This window comes from Catenuloplanes indicus (assembly GCF_030813715.1).
In the GTDB taxonomy this organism is placed as follows: Bacteria; Actinomycetota; Actinomycetes; order Mycobacteriales; family Micromonosporaceae; genus Catenuloplanes; species Catenuloplanes indicus.
The window spans coordinates 1,365,683-1,380,463 of sequence record NZ_JAUSUZ010000001.1 but is presented as its reverse complement, the minus strand read 5'-3'; the positions used below and the strand labels follow the sequence as shown (position 1 = coordinate 1,380,463).

15 protein-coding genes are annotated in these 14,781 nt (G+C 71.6%); 6 read left to right on the top strand and 9 right to left on the bottom strand.

Annotation, left to right across the window (positions count from 1 at the left end; all coding sequences use genetic code 11):
* Positions 1-630: 630 nt before the first annotated feature.
* Complete coding sequence (locus J2S42_RS06565; RefSeq protein WP_307236237.1) at positions 631-1,755, bottom strand: GMC oxidoreductase; 1,125 nt, start codon at positions 1,753-1,755, stop codon at positions 631-633.
* 8 nt (positions 1,756-1,763) lie between these two features.
* A complete protein-coding gene (locus J2S42_RS06560) occupies positions 1,764-2,417 on the bottom strand; it encodes an NAD(P)-binding protein (protein ID WP_307236235.1) in 654 nt (217 codons plus the stop codon).
* 49 nt (positions 2,418-2,466) lie between these two features.
* On the opposite strand from J2S42_RS06560, the gene J2S42_RS06555 reads away from it, so the two are divergent.
* Positions 2,467-3,072 carry a TetR/AcrR family transcriptional regulator gene (locus tag J2S42_RS06555; protein WP_307236233.1) on the top strand — a complete coding sequence of 202 codons (606 nt, stop codon included), beginning with the start codon at positions 2,467-2,469 and terminating at the stop codon, positions 3,070-3,072.
* Here J2S42_RS06555 and J2S42_RS06550 read toward each other — a convergent pair.
* The 3 genes from J2S42_RS06550 to J2S42_RS06540 all read right to left on the bottom strand — a co-directional run bounded on the left by J2S42_RS06550 (position 3,062) and on the right by J2S42_RS06540 (position 5,846).
* A complete protein-coding gene (locus J2S42_RS06550; protein ID WP_307236231.1) occupies positions 3,062-3,817 on the bottom strand; it encodes an ABC transporter permease in 756 nt (251 codons plus the stop codon). The genes J2S42_RS06555 and J2S42_RS06550 overlap by 11 nt on opposite strands.
* Positions 3,818-3,907: 90 nt before the next feature.
* Positions 3,908-4,732: a class I SAM-dependent methyltransferase gene (locus J2S42_RS06545; RefSeq protein WP_307236230.1), complete on the bottom strand. Its 825-nt coding sequence runs from the start codon at positions 4,730-4,732 to the stop codon at positions 3,908-3,910.
* A 7-nt stretch (positions 4,733-4,739) separates the two neighbouring features.
* Positions 4,740-5,846: an ABC transporter substrate-binding protein gene (locus J2S42_RS06540; RefSeq protein WP_307236227.1), complete on the bottom strand. Its 1,107-nt coding sequence runs from the start codon at positions 5,844-5,846 to the stop codon at positions 4,740-4,742.
* A gap of 298 nt (positions 5,847-6,144) precedes the next feature.
* Here J2S42_RS06540 and J2S42_RS06535 point away from each other — a divergent pair, with 298 nt between their 5' ends.
* Both J2S42_RS06535 and J2S42_RS06530 read left to right on the top strand, forming a co-directional pair.
* The gene (locus J2S42_RS06535) at positions 6,145-6,393 is read left to right on the top strand and encodes a winged helix-turn-helix domain-containing protein (RefSeq protein WP_307236225.1); all 249 of its coding nucleotides are present in this window, start codon (positions 6,145-6,147) and stop codon (positions 6,391-6,393) included.
* Positions 6,394-6,620: 227 nt separating this feature from the next.
* Positions 6,621-7,043 (top strand): hypothetical protein, encoded by a 423-nt coding sequence (locus J2S42_RS06530; protein ID WP_307236223.1) that lies wholly within the window; start codon positions 6,621-6,623, stop codon positions 7,041-7,043.
* A gap of 572 nt (positions 7,044-7,615) precedes the next feature.
* Here the strand turns inward: J2S42_RS06530 and J2S42_RS06525 are convergent.
* Positions 7,616-8,377 carry a PilZ domain-containing protein gene (locus J2S42_RS06525; RefSeq protein WP_307236221.1) on the bottom strand — a complete coding sequence of 254 codons (762 nt, stop codon included), beginning with the start codon at positions 8,375-8,377 and terminating at the stop codon, positions 7,616-7,618.
* Positions 8,378-8,453: 76 nt separating this feature from the next.
* Between J2S42_RS06525 and J2S42_RS06520 the strand changes: the two genes are divergently transcribed.
* Positions 8,454-9,740: an ABC transporter substrate-binding protein gene (locus J2S42_RS06520; protein WP_307236219.1), complete on the top strand. Its 1,287-nt coding sequence runs from the start codon at positions 8,454-8,456 to the stop codon at positions 9,738-9,740.
* 51 nt (positions 9,741-9,791) lie between these two features.
* On the opposite strand, the gene J2S42_RS06515 is transcribed toward J2S42_RS06520, so the two are convergent.
* Positions 9,792-10,835 (bottom strand): sugar ABC transporter substrate-binding protein, encoded by a 1,044-nt coding sequence (locus J2S42_RS06515; RefSeq protein ID WP_307236217.1) that lies wholly within the window; start codon positions 10,833-10,835, stop codon positions 9,792-9,794.
* Between the two features lie 84 nt (positions 10,836-10,919).
* Between J2S42_RS06515 and J2S42_RS06510 the strand changes: the two genes are divergently transcribed.
* Entirely contained in the window at positions 10,920-12,878 is a 1,959-nt protein-coding gene (locus tag J2S42_RS06510) for a putative bifunctional diguanylate cyclase/phosphodiesterase (RefSeq protein ID WP_307236215.1), read from the top strand.
* Here J2S42_RS06510 and J2S42_RS06505 read toward each other — a convergent pair.
* Both J2S42_RS06505 and J2S42_RS06500 read right to left on the bottom strand, forming a co-directional pair.
* Entirely contained in the window at positions 12,873-13,052 is a 180-nt protein-coding gene (locus J2S42_RS06505; protein WP_307236213.1) for a hypothetical protein, read from the bottom strand. The genes J2S42_RS06510 and J2S42_RS06505 overlap by 6 nt on opposite strands.
* Before the next feature lie 31 nt (positions 13,053-13,083).
* Entirely contained in the window at positions 13,084-14,271 is a 1,188-nt protein-coding gene (locus J2S42_RS06500) for an MFS transporter (protein WP_307236211.1), read from the bottom strand.
* A gap of 192 nt (positions 14,272-14,463) precedes the next feature.
* On the opposite strand from J2S42_RS06500, the gene J2S42_RS06495 reads away from it, so the two are divergent.
* Entirely contained in the window at positions 14,464-14,733 is a 270-nt protein-coding gene (locus J2S42_RS06495; RefSeq protein WP_307236209.1) for a hypothetical protein, read from the top strand.
* The last annotated feature ends 48 nt before the right edge of the window (positions 14,734-14,781 follow it).

The window sequence follows — 14,781 nt, the reverse complement described above, 5'->3', positions numbered from 1 at the left end:
GCAACCTCCGCAGCGGCACCCGGCTGCGCGGCGGTAGTCCGGCTGCGCGGCGGTAGCGCCCGCTCTGCGGCGGTAGCGCCCGCTCTGCGGCGGTAGCGCCCGCCCTGCGGCGGCAGCCTCCGCTGCGGCACGCCGGTCCCGCAGTGGCAACCCGGCTGCGCGGCGGCACCCCCGCCCTGCGGCGGCAGCCTCCCGCAGCCGGCGCCTCCGTCCGGCAACGGCAACTCCCGCTCCGCGGCGGCAACCTTCGATGCTGCAACCCCGCTCGGCAGCGTAGATCGGGCGCTACGCGCCCGAAATATCGCGATATCTCACCCTGGAGGTAGAAGCACCGCCGCTGGCGAGTGACGCCGCCCAGCCCTGTGTGATCAATCAGTGGAGCAAAAAGGATATCAACTTCGCTAGATGACGTCCTTTTCGCTCCACTGATTGATCACTCAGGTTCCCGGCCCGCGACGGAAGCGATCACCAGGTGCGGTGGCAGAGGACTTTATCCGGAAATTCCGGGCGGTGAGCACGCATCACCGCTACGTGGGCCGGTAGCCGGCCGCCCGGTAAGCACGGCCGGCATACGCGGCCAGCGCCTCCACGGGAATGGGGGCGAAGTGACCACGCCGGAAGCGGAAGCATCTATCTTGAGGTTCCTTGCAGGAACGCGCGGCCCACCTCACCGGTGAGGAAGAGGCCGAAGCGGGCGACCGTGGCCGGTGTGCCGGCGCCGGTCGGGCGGATCGTGGTCAGCAGGCGGGCGGCCTCGCGCGCGGTGATCGTCATCCGGCCGGTGGGGATGACCGCGTCGTAGCGCTCGTCCGGGTCGACGACGGCCACGGCGAGGCGGGTGGTGGCGGTCCACGGGTTCGTGCGCCGGCCGCGGCGGACGTGCTTGGTGCCGTGCAGCAGCCAATGGCGGCCGGTGTCGTCGGTGAACGGTATCTGGTACGTCATGGTGCGCGCCGGGCCGCCGTCGACCGTGGCGAGCAGGTGCAGCCGCCCCCCGGCGACCATGACCGGCTGAGCGGTCGGTCCGGCCACCCGGATCGTGCCGTAGACCGCGGCCGAGTGCGCGGGATCGCCGATCAGCGCGTCCAGGTCCGGGATGTCCACGGACAGCCGCAGCTGGGCGGCACCGGGCAGCCCGTCCGGGCCGGGCAGCCGGACCGTGCCGGTCATCACCTCGGAGAAGCGGACCCCGGCCGGGCGGCGCAGCACCGCGGCACGCCGGGCGACCGCCGCCACGGCCGTGTCCTCCGGGATCGGGCGCGGCACCAGGCTGTCACGCTCCGGCGCCCGCCAGGACGGGTCGCCGGTGATCCGGCGGACCGCCCGTTCGATGCAGCGCTCCGCGACCGCGGTGATGGTCAGCGACGGGTTGCCGGCGGTCGCGCCGGGCAGCAGCGCGCCGTCGAGCACGTAGAGGCCGGGATGGCCGAACACCTCGCCGTCCGGCGAGGCGGCGCTGCCCATCGGCACGCCGCCGAGGTTGTGCACGGTGACCGGCTGCCGGAACATCCGCCACGTCGGGGTGGTGAACGGGGTGCCGCCGAGCGCGCGGACCATGGCCCCGGAGACGGTCTGCTGCTCGGTGTAGAGCGGGTCGTTGCGGGTGGTGTCCCAGACCACGCGCAGCCGGTTGTTCCTGCCGCGCAGCTCGATCCGGCCGTCCGCGTGGTCCGCGCCCATCGCGAGCAGCACGGCGGTCCGGTTCGTGCCCAGCCGGCTCGCGAACGACCGCGCGGACGACAGCATCGTCTGCATGCCGCGGCTCATCTGACCGGACACATAGGTCGGTAGATGCATCGTGCGCTGTTCTTCGCGCCGACGTTGCAGCCGATGTCGCACTGCCCGCAGTAGGTGCAGCCGCGCTGCGGCACGCCGAAGCGGTTGGTCTGCCCCGGGCCGCGGTCGGCGAACGTGACGGCCAGGTTGGGGTGGAAGAAGCCGTCGCGGTGCCCGAGCCGGTCCGCGGCCTCGGCCATGAGGCGGCTCTTCGGCGGCAGCTCGCGGTCCTGCGGCACCGGCGCCACGTCCAGCATGTGCGCGGCGAGGTCGTAGTGCTCCTCCAGGTGCGCGCGGCTGTACGGCGCGGGCCAGCCGTCGAACACGGCCTGCGGCGAGCGGACCGCCACGTTCGCGTAGACCAGCGAGCCGCCACCGTACCCGGCGGCGCGCACGGCGAGGATGTCGTTGAGCGGCATCGCGTCGTAGAGACCGTGGTTGCATGCCCACAGCCAGCCGTCGTCGAGCCGGGTCAGGTCGCGCGGGAAGCTGCCAGCCGGCCAGCGACGGCCGCGCTCGACGATCGCGACGTCCACGCCGGCCTGGGCCAGCCGGCAGACCGCCACCGCGCCGCCGAAGCCGCTGCCGATGACCAGGGCCTCATAGTGATCACGGGTCAGGAATTCCGGAACGTCATACATGCGGCACGCCTAACACTGTTAGATTTTCGAACACTGTTAAGTTGGAGGCGTGTCCGAGGAGATGTCAACGAGCGGTGCGGTACGGCAGCGCCGGGAGCGGGAACGGGCGAACGTCCGCGACCGGATCGTGGCGGCGGCGCTGGAGATCCTGGAGTCGGAGGGCGCGGCCGGGCTGACCGTGCGCCGGGTCGCCGCCGAGGTGGAGTACACGCCGCCGATCGTCTACCAGCACTTCGACGGCAAGGACGGGCTGCTGCTGGCGCTGGTCGAACACGGGTACCGGCAGTTGCACGCGGAGATGGGCGCGGCGATCGCGGGCGCCGGGGACCGGGTGCTGGACGGCGCCGAGGCCTACCTGCGCTACGCGGGTGCGCATCCGTACCTCTACCAGGCGATGACCAACACGCTGCTGGGCGCCGAGGCGCGGAAGCGGGCCGCCGATCCGGTGGTCGGGCTGACCTACCGGGCGCTGGCCGACTGGTCCGCCGCGCACGCGGTCGCGCTGGAGCTGGACGAGGCCTGCGAGATCGTCTGGGGCACGCTGCACGGGATGGCGTCGCTCGGCCACCTCGGCACGATCGGCCCGGACCGCGCGGTGCATCTCGGCCGGCGGGCGCTCGCCGCGATCCTGCGCGGCTGGCTCGCTAGCCGCTGATCTCCCGGGCCCATGGCAGCAGTAGCCGCTCGATCAGCGCGATGCCGTAGAACAGCGTGACCGAGATGACCGCGAGCAGCACGATCGCGGCGAACGCGGCCGGTGTGTCGAAGTTCGAGGTGCTGCGGCTGATCACGGTGCCGAGACCGCGCTCCGGGTTCGACAGCTCGGCCACCACCGCGCCGATGACGGCCAGGTTGATCGCGGTCTTCAGCCCGAGGAAGATCTGCGGCAGCGCGTAGTGGAAGCGGATCTTCAGGAACGTCTGCCGGCGGTTCGCGCACAGCGACGCGGCCAGCTCCAGCGACTCGGCCGGTGCGGACGTCAGCCCCTGCTTGACCGCGAGCAGGATCGGGAAGAAGCACATGATCGCGACCAGGGTGATCTTCGGCGGGAACCCGAAACCCAGCCAGAAGAGCAACAACGGAGCCAGGGCCACCTTCGGTACGGCGTTGAGTGCGACGAAGACCGGCAGCGTGATCCGGTCCGCGGTGGCCGACGCGGCCAGCCCGACGCCGATCAGCAGACCGGCCGCGGTCGCGATGGCGAACCCGGCCAGCGTCTCGATCAGCGTGACGACGGCCTCGCCGAGCAGGTACTCCGGCTTCTGCAGGAACGCGTCGAAGATCTGCGGCGGCGACGGCAGGAAGAACTCCGGCACGCCGCCGAGCACGGTGAACGACCACCAGGCCAGCACCACACCGACGACCCCGGCGGTGGGCAGGAAGGTTGCACGAAGGGACACCCGGTGCTCCTCATAGGATGGTGCCGGGCGTGCGCGGGCACACCGGGAAGATGGCGGTCCCGGTGTGCGCGGGCACGCCCGGCACGTTTCTCAGACGCGCTGGCCGACCACCGAGAACACCTCGTGGCCGTGGATCAGCGTCTCCGGGTGCGCCATGATCTCCGGCACCCGGTCCAGCCGGTCCTTGGCCATCCCGGCGGCGAGCATCTTGTCGTACGTCTGCGCGTGGATCGCGGTCAGGAAGCGCGCACCCGCGTTCCCGCCACCCCAGTACGAGCTGAACGTCCTGGTCTCCACATTGCTCAGACCGAGCCCGGTGAGCACGCCGTGCATGCTCGGCGCCCAGCCCGGGTCCGTACCGTGTGCGTCGAAGACCTTCTCACCCACGGTCCGCTGGAACTCCTCGACGATCTCGGCGCCCGCACCGGCCACCGCGATGTTCGCCCGCCGCGCCCGGAAGTCCTCCAGGCACAGCCACCCGCCCGGGGCCAGGCGCTCGACGAGACGCGCGGTGATCTCCTTGCGCGGCGGCAGATGGCCGAGCGTGAGCCGCGCGTGGATCAGGTGGAACGGCCCGGCCGGCAGCGGCTCGCCGGAGAGCAGGTCGAGCTGCACCACCTCGAGGTTGCCGTCCGGCGCGATCGCCGGGTGCAGGTCCAGCGCGACCACCCGGCCCGAGTCACCGACCAGGTAGCGCATCTTCTGCGCCACGCTGCCGGCCCCGGCGCCGACCTCCAGCATGCTCGCGCCCGCCCAGGTGCCGGACGGCAGCCCGGTGGCCGGGAAGCTCTCCCGGTCGATCAGGCTCATGATCCGGTACATGGTGTCGTCGTCGAGCAGGTCGCTGAGCGCGTCGTGATGCGCGCCCGACGCCGCGTGCAGATTGCTCAGCGGGTACGGCCGGATGTCCGTCACGCGCGCCTCACTTGGCCGCCGCGGACGCCGCCACGGGCGTACCGCCGGGAACGAAGTTGAAGTCGATCATGTCGCCGACGTCGACCGGTGGCAGCTGGAGCACGCCCTCGAGGATGGCCGCGCCCTTCGCCGCGCGGGCCACGTCGATGAAGCCGACCGGCTTCGTGGTGTCCTGCGGGTAGACGTAGTTCTTCATGATGACCAGCTCCGCGGCCGCCACCTCCGGGTCGGTCTCCGGCACCTGCTCGGCCAGGATCTTCGCCGCCTCCTCCGGGTTGTTGACCGCGTAGTCCAGGCCCTTCATCAGCGCGTTCGTGAAGTCGCGGACCAGCTGCGGCTGCTCCTGGATGAGCTGGGTGCGCGCGGTCAGCACGTTGCCCATCAGGTCGGTCAGGCCGTCGCTGTACGGCAGCACCACCAGGTCCTGCTCCTTGGTGATCAGGCCCTTGCCGATCGCGGCCTTGCGCACGCCCGGCGTACCCGCGACGAACAGGCCGATCGCGTCCACCTTGCCGGCGATGAGCAGGCCCGCGACCTGGTCCGGCGCGACCTCCTGCCACTGCACGGTCTTCAGCTCGGCCGGCTCGATGTTGAACGCCGACGCGTACGCCGGGAAGACCGACTTCGGCGCCGCGCCGGCACCCACGCCGATCCGCTTGCCGATCAGCTGGCGTGCGCCGGTGATGCCGGTGCTGGGCAGCGTCACCATCGAGATGAGCGTCTGCGAGTGGATCGCGGCCACGATCTTCACGGCCTTGCCGCCCTTGGCGTACCGCGGGACCGCGCCGGACCAGTCCACCGCGCCGAAGTCCACCTGCCCGGACTCCATCGCCGCGTAGTTCTTCTCACCGGCCGCGCCCGCGAGGATCTCGACGTCCAGCCCGGCCTCGGTGAAGAAGCCCTTGCCCTTCGCCACCGCACCGGCCGCCTCACGACCCGGCAGACCGAACGCGGTCATGTACGTGGTCTTGCGCAGCTCGCCGCTCGGCGCCGCGGTCTCCGCGCCGTCGTCCGACGTGCAGCCGGCGGCCAGCCCGGTGAGGCCGACGCCGGCCGCGGCGCTGCCTGCCAGCAGCGTCCGGCGGCTGAGCGGCCGGTTCAGCAGTGATGCCACTGCAACATCCCTTCGTGGAATTCTATGCATTCCAAGTTGCCGCGGAGCGGCCGCGAGGTGCGGCGAGGGGGGTCTCCGGCGGCAACACGGCGTTCGGGGACGCGCCCCGATCGGTGGCGAGGGCCCGCCTTCGTCACCCAAAGTTGCTGACCAAGAGCAGAACGGCGGGCCCTCGGATCGAAAACCTAGAATGCATCTCATTCCAAGTCAACTGTGGATACTGAGGATTCTTGGAATGCTTGTTATCCGAGGTTCAGCGTGATGTCATGGCAGGCGCTGACCAAGGGAGTTCCTCACCATGCCCGCCACCCCCATCTACCAGCAGATCATGGCTGACATCCGCACCAAGATCGCGAACGGTGATCTCAAGCCCGGCGACAAGCTGCCCTCCATCGCCGAACTCACCGTCGCCTACAGCTGCAGTGCCGAGCCGGTCAAGATGGCCATCCGCATGCTCAACACCCTCGGTGAACTCCAGGGTCACCAGGGCCGCGGCGTCTATGTCGCCACGGATCAGGTGGGGCGGCAGCGGCCGCAGGCCATGTAGAACCGTTCCGTTTCCGGCGTGGTCGTGCCGGGTGTGCTGCCGCGCGGTCCGCTCCACTTCGTTCGTTCGGTGGTCACTCTCCGCACATTTCTTGCTCCACCCGATCGAGTGATGCCGGTCACTGGCTTTCGAGAACGGCCTTGATCTCGGCGATTCCGCGTTCCATTCTCGGCCGGATCCGCGGCCGCGTCATGTGGTAACGCATCGGTCACCCACAGGAGCCGACAGTGCCCGGCGCTTTCCGGATCGACCTGAAAGAATGTGTGGTGATAGGTCAGCGACATCCGCTGCCCACCCACGACGGAATACGCCATCCGCCGCAGCTCGTGGTCGATCCCGACGATCAGTTCCCGGACCTCGTGCCCGTCCCGCATCGTCAGGATCCTGGTGTCACCCTCGATCCGCGCATTTGCGACCCGCCCCGGCAACAGCCGCCGGTGCACCGCCCCCGTTCCCGCGCCGCCGCCCCACCCCTGGGGGCCACTGCGACGATGTTCATCATGCCGATCATGTCGCCGGATGGCGCGTTCGCCCGGCTGGTGGCGCAACAGGCCACGTCGGACGGTCCGGGCGCCACGGCCGCGCGAGATCCCCTTCTTGGCCCGGCCTGCTGCCCCGACTGCACCACACGGGGGTGGGTGACCGGCTGACCCGCCGCGCATCCCCAGTGACCGGCAGCGAGTGGGCGCTGCGCGCCCGAAATATCGCGGTATCCCACCCTGCGTGCCGGAGTCCGCTCCCACTGAACAGGACCACCCGGCCCTGAGTGATCAATCAGTGGAGCAAAAGAGATGTCAACGTCGCTAAATGACGTCCGTTTCGCTCCACTGATTGATCACTCAGGGTATGTGACCGGGACGGGCATGGCTGCCGAGAGTGGGCCCGTGTCGGTAGCGCCTGAGGCCGGGAGCGGGGATGTCGGGTGCCGTAGGGCCGGTGATGCCGTGGAAGGGTGCCTTTGTTGGAAGTGCCGTGGTGGCCGGGAGTGGGATGGGCGCCGGGAATGCCGTGTGCCGGGAATGCCCTGGCGGCCGGGAGTGGGATGGGTGTCGGGAATGCCGTGGGCCGGGAGTGCCGTCGGGCCGGGAGGGGGGTGTGGCGTGCGCGCGACGAGCGCCGTGCGGGTCAGGTAGTGCGGTGCGGCTGGCGGCGGCGGTGCTGTGCGGGCCCGGGTGCGGTGGCGTGACCGGGTGGGGAGGGGGCGCTGACGTGACGGAGGGGGTCAGTCGTCCCAGGCGAGGCGGGGGCGGCCGCCGGCGAGGGAGACGACGCGGGCGAGGAGCAGTTTGTCGTCGATGGCGAGGACGACGCGTTCGCCGCGGTGGACCTTGAGGTCGTCGCCGGTGATGGCGCCGCCGAGGGCGGTGGCGTCGAACGTGACCCGGGCGGAGCCGGCGGAGGCCCAGAGCCAGGCGGGGCCGCTGGGTACGGCGGCGCCGTCCGGGCCGGTGGTCCAGGTGATGGCGGCGACCATGTCGCGGTCGGCGGGGCGCAGGTGGGTGAACGCGAAGCGGGCGTTGCCCAGGCGGCCGTCGACGGTGGCGGCGATGCAGGTCATCGGGGATTCGCCGAGTGAGATGCGGGCCGCGACGTTGACGCCGGCCGGGACCTCGCGGTCGAGCCGGGCGGAGAAACCACCGACGGACATGTCGGTGGTGTTGCCGGTCGCGGGCTGGTCCGCGCCGGGCCACCAGACCGTGATGGTGGAGGCGACGGCCTGCCGGGCGTAGCGGCGGCGGTCGGCGCCGGTGGGGCGGGGGAGGCCGAGGTGCAGGTCGGTGCCGTCGGTCTCGCGGACCGCGGCCCACCAGCGGCCGAGCGGGGTGACGCGGACCAGCGAGACGGTGTCGAACGGTTGCAGGCCGGTCCAGGCGCCGGTGTCCCGCCGCAGGTGCAGCGACCGGTCACCGGCGGCGATCACGCGCGCCTCGCCGCCGGGCTCGACCCGGACCGGCACGTTCACCCATCCCTGGAGATCAGCCATGCGACAAACGTACCGATAAAAGGGTTTAAAACGGGCTAATCGCAGTAGGGTGGGAATTCCAGAGGAGGTCCGTGCCGTGTCGCTGTCCCGTCGGCAAGTCCTGTCCCTCGCGGCGGGGCTGGTGGCCTCCACTGCGACGGGTGCCTGCGACGGGGACGGGTCCGGGGCCGCGGCCGGGGCGGACGAGACCGTGCTCTGGTACTGGCCGGGCGGGCTGAGCGACGCGGTGCTGGCCGACGCGGTGAAACGGTTCGCGCCGCGGACCACGCTCAAGCCCGTGCTCATCGAGGGCGACTTCCGGGCGCGGCTGACCGAGGCGCTGGCCGGGCCGGCCGAGGGGGTGCCGTCGATCGCCGGGATCAAGGGCGAGGAGATCGCGTCGTTCCTGCCGCGCGCGGACCTCTTCACCGACCTGCACCGGGTCGGCGCGGACGAGGTCGCCGGTCAGTACCTGCCGTGGAAGTGGCAGCAGGCCAGCGCGCCGGACAACCGGCTGATCGGCTTCCCGATCGACATCGGGCCGACCGCGATGTTCTACCGCGCGGACCTGTTCGAGCGGGCCGGGCTGCCGGTCGAGCCGGGCGAGGTGACGGCGCGGCTGGGCACCTGGAACGACTACTTCGAGGCGGGCATCGAGATCACCCGTGCGCTGCCCGGCGTGAAGCTGCTCCGCAACGCGCCGGAGCTGTTCACCATCGTCATCTGCCAGGGTACGAAACGGTTCATCGACGAGGCGAACCACTTCGTCGGCGACGGCGCGCACGTGCGCGCGGCCTGGGACACGGCCGCGCGGCTGGTCGGGACCGGCGTGAGCGCGGGCATCCCGGTCGAGGACGACGCGGCCTGGAAGGCGCGACTGCGGGACGGGACACTGGCGACCGAGCTGGGCGCGGCCTGGCTCGGCTACGACATCAAGACCGCGGCACCGGACGCGGCCGGGGACTGGCGGGTGGCGTCCGGGCCGGCGGCGGGCGCGAACTACGGCGGATCGTTCCTGTCGCTGCCGGTCAACGGCAAGGACCCGGCTGTCGCGTACGAGATCATGGCCTGGATCCTGTCGCCGGAGAACCAGGCGCGCGCGTTCACCGACGCCGCGCTGTTCCCGGCCGCGCCCGCGACCTACACGATGGCGGCGCTGCGCGAGCCGGACGCGTACTTCGGTGGCCAGATCACGGTGGAGGTGTTCGGCGACTCGGCGCAGCGCGCGCACCGCGTCTACGAGGCACCGGCCGACGCGGACGTGCAGCGCATCTACGTCCGCGAGCTCGCCGCGTTCGAACGCGGCGCCAAGACCGAGACCGAGGCCTGGCGCGACGCGGTCGCCGAGGGCCGCCGCCTCGCCGCCAGCCTCGGCGTCAACTGACCCGGTCTCGTGGTGACCGTGACGAGGTGTGCGGGGAGCCCGGGGGTCTTTCTAGACCGCGTCGTCGAGGGGCCTGAGGAACTGTTCCGGGGAGTGCACGATCGTCCTGGCCGTATCGTCGAACCATTCGCGGCGGCGCTGCTCGGAGAACTGGCGGCCGATCACCGCGGCCGCGTTGCCGGAGTCGATGAGCAGGCTCGGCGTCTGGATCCAGCCGATCGGCAGCGGCCGCCCGGTCTTGGCGGTCAGCGCCTGGAGGCGGCCGGCCACCTCGCCCTGCAGGTACGTCTCCGCGGACACCAGCACCATGCGGCCCTTCTTCGCCAGCGTCAGCGACTTGTCGTCGAAGCCGACCGCGGCGGCCACCCACGGATCGCGGCTGGTCTCCCGCAGCGAGGCGATCGAGCTGACGTCCCGGCCGCTGATGCCGACGAACGCGAGCGCGTCCGGGTTCGCGTTGCGCAGCGTCTGCCAGGCGCGCAGGTTCGCCTCCGGTTCCTGCTTGGTGTCGAACGGGCCGACCACGACCGCGCTGGGCAGCCGTCGCTGAAGTGTCTCGCGCACACCGGCCACCCGGCGGTCGAGCGACGGGATGCCGGGCGAGACCGAGCCGATCACGATGACGCCGCCGGTCGAGGGCGGCAGCCGGGACGCGACCGCGTCGCCGAGCATCGCACCGAGCTGGTAGTTGTCGTTGCCGACGAACAGCCGGATGCCGGAGCCGGGCGACGGCGGCGAATGCACCGCGATCACCGGTGTGCCCCGCGCGACCGTACTGCCGAGCGAGTCGGCGAACAGCTCCGGGCTGAGTGTGAAGAGCGACAGGCCGGCCGGGTTCTTCTCCTCCACCTTGGCGAACTCCCGGAGTTCCGCGGTGTTGTCCGCGACGCCGGGACCGGACACGGTGTGCGCGACGCCGCCGACCGTCTCGACGCCGTGCGCGAAGCCGAGCGTCATCTCCTGCACGAAGCCGAACTGGCGGCTGGCCACCAGGAGCGCCACCGGGCCGGGCCGCCGGTCGCCGGTGCAACCGGCCGTGCCCACGGTGACGGTGAGCGTGAGCAGCGCGGCGAGGATCCGGCGCGACACGTCCATGCCGCTCCCATCGGCACCGTTGCGGATTAGCTCAGGGAAACGCGGCCCCGGTCGATGGGCGAGGGCGGAAGGAGGTGCGGCCGCATGCGCCACTGGTTGCAGCGTCGCGCGGTCGCCCGCAGCGCGATCGTCGCGCTCATGATCGGCCTGATGCTGCTCGCCGGTCTCGCGTTCGTCAGCGCCCGCAGCGCCGCGCAGGCCTCCGCGTCCGTGGCCGGCCGGCAGCAGGTCAGCCAGCAGTGGAACGAGATCTACCTCAAAATCAACATTGAGTACGAGCTGCTGGTCGACTTCCTGGACCAGCAGAGCGCGCAGGGCCGCTCGGTGCTGACCGGCTCGATCGGCTCGGCCGAGGAGAACCTGCGCTGGCTCAACGCGAACGGCGGCCCGGACGACAGCACGCAGGCCCGGTCGCTGCAGAACACCTACAGCGGGTACAGCTACACGCTGCGGAACCTGGTCGACGCAACCCGCGGCGACGACGAGGAGCTGGTCCGCCTACAGGCCCGGCAGGCCGCGCTGAGCGCCGCCGCGCTGCGCAAGCAGGCCTCGAACAACATCGCGCGGAACAATCTGGAGATCGGCGACCGGCTGCGCGAGGCACAGCGGGAGAGCGACCGGATCAAGCTCGCGGTCGGCGTGATCTCCACCGCCGACCTGGCGCTGGTCGTCTTCTGCTCGCTGGTACTGCTGGTCTACCAGCGCAGCACCGAGCGTCAGGCCGCGGAGAGCCGGTACCGGGCCAGCCACGACGCGCTCACCGGCGTCGCCAACCGGGACCTGCTCACCGAGGGTGTCGAGAAGGCCATCGCGCGTACGGTACCGGGCGGCTCCGGCGTCGGCCTCCTGCTCATCGACCTCAACCGGTTCAAGGAGGTCAACGACACGCTCGGCCACCACGCCGGCGACCTGCTGCTGCAGGAGGTGGCCCGGCGGCTGACCGGCGCGTCCCGCGGCACGGACGTGGTCGCGCGGCTCGGCGGCGACGAGTTCGCGGTACTGCTGTCCGCGGTCGACTCCGCGGACGAGGTGATGGAGATCGGCCGGCGCATGCTCGCCGGTCTCTGCGGCCCGGCCGAGCTGGAGGGCCTCACGCTCGACATCAGCGGCAGCATCGGCGTCGCGTTCTACCCGTCGCCGAGCACCAGCGCGGCCGAACTGCTCCAGCACGCGGACGTCGCCATGTACGCGGCGAAACGCGGGCACAGCGGGATCAGCATGTACGACCCGGAGGCCGACTCGAACAGCTTCGAGCAACTCACGCTGCTCGGCGAGCTGCGCCGCGCGATCGAGAACGGCGAGCTGGAACTGCACTACCAGCCCAAGGTACGGGTCGGCACGCGTGCGCTGTGCGGCGCCGAGGCGCTGGTCCGCTGGCGGCACCCGGCGCGCGGACTGCTCGGCCCGCACCTGTTCGTCCCGACCGCGGAACAGAGCGACCTGATGCGCCCGCTCACCGAGGCCGTGCTGGAGGAGGCGCTCGCCCAGCACCGGCGCTGGCGGCACGAGGGCCTGCTGACGCCGGTCTCGGTGAACGTCGGCGCGTCCAACCTGCTCGACCCCGGCTTCCCGGCGCGGGTCGCCGCGCTGATGGACCACTACGGCACCGCCGCGGGCCAGCTGACCATCGAGATCACCGAGAGCGCGCTGGTCGACGACCCGGTGCGGGCCGCCACCGCGCTCCGCGACATGCGCGACCGCGGCGTGCTGCTCTCCATCGACGACTTCGGCACCGGCTACTCGTCGATGAGTTACCTCCAGGTGATGCCGCTCGACGAGCTGAAGATCGACCGCCAGTTCACCACGGAGATCCTCTCCACCCCGCGCGGCCGCCCGATCGTGACCGCGATGGTCGAGCTGGCCCATGCACTCGGCCTGCAGGTCGTGGTGGAGGGCGTGGAGGACGAACGCACCCACCGCGCGATCGGCGAGATGGGCTGCGAGGTCGGCCAGGGCTACCTGTTCTGCCGCCCCCTGCCACCCGACGAGTTCGCCGCGTGGGCGGCGGAGTGGAGCCGCCGGGCCGCCCCGGCCCTGTCATGACATCTCGTGGAACCGCTGTCGCAGCGGCGTGCAGTCGAGGCCGAGCGCGTGCAGCATCGCGCTGTGGCGCTCGGCCACCGGCCGGATCACCGCCCGCTGCCCGGACTCGGCGACGGCGGCGCGCACCGCGCCGAGCGAGCCGCACGCGAGCACGGTCTGATGACTGCTTCCCACGGGCGCGCACTGTAGACATCGGGTACGACAATCAGCGTTCGTCCGGCGTCCGGGCGAGCAGCAGCGCCGACGTGGCGGCGAGAATCGCGGCGAGGACGAACACCAGGCCCGGCCGGCCGTACGCCAGCGAGGTGCCGAAGATCGCGCCCGCGGTCACCGGGACGATCGTCTCCGCGGCCGCGGAGACGCCGGACAGCGCACCCTGCACGGTGCCCTGCTCGCCGTCGCCGATCCGGCGGGAGATCCAGGACATCGTGGCCGCGACCGCGAGCACGCCGGGCACGCCCACGGCCAGTGACAGGTAGAGCATCCACGGCGCGGTCGCCAGGCCGGTGCCCAGGAACGACGCGGCGACGAGCAGGCTGCCGGCCACGGCGGCACGCCGGTCGCCGAGGCGCCGGGCGATCGGGCCGGTCGCGCGCGTCTGGACCACCGCGACCGTCACCGCGTTGACCGCCATGACGACGCCGATGTGCGCGGTGCTCCAGGCGAACTGGTATGCGACGAAGAACGTCCAGACGGACTGGTGCGTCATTCGGCCGGCGTCGGCCAGGAAACGCGCCCGGGCGAGCCGGCCGAGCACCGGGCGGCGCAGCACGGCCGCGATCGCCGCGACCGGGTTCGCGCCGCGCAGCGTCAGCGTGGTGCTCCGGTCACCGGCGCGGGACTCGGGCAGCACGAACCAGCCGTACGCGACGTTCGCCAGCGACAGCCCGGCCGCGGCGAGGAACGGCAGGCGTACGCCGGCCGCGCCGAGCAGGCCGCCGAGCACCGGCCCGGCCATGAAGCCGAGCCCGTACGCGGCACCGGCCAGGCCGTACGCCCGGGCCCGGCCCGCCGGTGGGGTCACGTCCGCGAGGTATGCGTTGACCACGGTGTTCGTGCCGGCGCAGGCACCGGCGAGCGCGTGGAACAGCAGCAGCGTCCACGGGCTGTCCGCGAGCGCGTGCGCCAGCCAGTCGACGCCGAGCAGGGTCAGCGACGCCAGCAGGACCGGCCGTCGCCCGTACCGGTCGGAGAGCCGCCCGAGCAGCGGCGACACGGCGAACTGGAGCAGGCCGTAGACCGACCCGAGCACACCGGACCAGAGCACGGCCGAGCCCGCGTCCGCGGTCAGGCCGGCCATCAGCGCGGGCATGACCGGCACGATCAGGGCGAGCCCGAGCATGTCGAGGAAAACGGTGACGAGCAGGAACGAGAGGGCGGGTGCCCGGCGCATGTGCGACTCCGAGGTCGTGGAGGGACAGGGCCCCTCCCGGCCGCACGGCCGACCGGCCGCACACACGGAGGATCAGAATATCGACGCCGTCAACCGATTTTCCGGCTCTCAGGGAACCGGCAGGTGGAGCACAGGGTGTGGTGGAGTGCGTCGGTTACCGTGGGTGGCAGAGCTGGTGAGGAGATGGGTGCGGTGAGCGGTTTCGTCAAGCGGTTCCTGCTGTCCATGGTGGCGTCGAGGTTGCAGCGCAAGGCGCACCGGGGCAACCCGGTCGTGGGTGGACTGCTGGGTGAGGTCAACCGGCGCCTGTACGGTCACGGTCACGGGCACGCGGGGTACGGTCACGGGCACCACCCGTACGGGCCGCCGCCCGGCTACCACCACGGCGGTGGCTACCACGGGCACGCCCGCTACAAGGGGCACTACCGGCACAAGGGCCACTACCGCCGCAAGTTCTGGTGACCGGGCGCCGGGGTATGCCCAGGCATACCCGGTGGACGCCCGCCTGAC

What these genes read in the sequence shown, in the direction of transcription:
- J2S42_RS06565 (WP_307236237.1), bottom strand. Translation starts at nt 1,755, where the DNA reads ATGCAGACGATGCTGTCGTCCGCGCGGTCGTTCGCGAGCCGGCTGGGC.
- J2S42_RS06560 (WP_307236235.1), bottom strand. Translation starts at nt 2,417, where the DNA reads ATGTATGACGTTCCGGAATTCCTGACCCGTGATCACTATGAGGCCCTG.
- J2S42_RS06535 (WP_307236225.1), top strand. Translation starts at nt 6,145, where the DNA reads ATGCCCGCCACCCCCATCTACCAGCAGATCATGGCTGACATCCGCACC.
- J2S42_RS06525 (WP_307236221.1), bottom strand. Translation starts at nt 8,377, where the DNA reads ATGGCTGATCTCCAGGGATGGGTGAACGTGCCGGTCCGGGTCGAGCCC.
- J2S42_RS06515 (WP_307236217.1), bottom strand. Translation starts at nt 10,835, where the DNA reads ATGGACGTGTCGCGCCGGATCCTCGCCGCGCTGCTCACGCTCACCGTC.
- J2S42_RS06510 (WP_307236215.1), top strand. Translation starts at nt 10,920, where the DNA reads ATGCGCCACTGGTTGCAGCGTCGCGCGGTCGCCCGCAGCGCGATCGTC.
- J2S42_RS06500 (WP_307236211.1), bottom strand. Translation starts at nt 14,271, where the DNA reads ATGCGCCGGGCACCCGCCCTCTCGTTCCTGCTCGTCACCGTTTTCCTC.